Source organism: Aquabacterium sp. A08 (assembly GCF_011742065.1).
Map to the genome: position 1 here is coordinate 1 of NZ_JAAQQT010000494.1, position 242 is coordinate 242.

The window sequence follows — 242 nt, forward strand, 5'->3', positions numbered from 1 at the left end:
AGCGATTCGAGCAGCGCGGTTTCTTCGCCGCAAATGTAGGCACCGAAACCGTGGTGGGCGTGCAGCTGGAACGAGAAGTTCGAGCCCATGATGCGCTCACCCAGGTAACCGGCGGCGCGCGCCTCTTCCAACGCGGCCTCGAAGCGCTCGTACACCTGGAAAATTTCGCCGTGGATGTAGTTGTACCCCACGGCAATGCCCATCGCGTACGCGGCAATGATCATGCCTTCGATCACGATGTG

The 242-nt window shown here is 60.3% G+C and carries 1 pseudogene; it reads right to left on the reverse strand.

The features are described from left to right. A pseudogene (locus tag HA630_RS27340) lies at positions 1-242 on the reverse strand (NADH-quinone oxidoreductase subunit F); the annotation flags it as partial.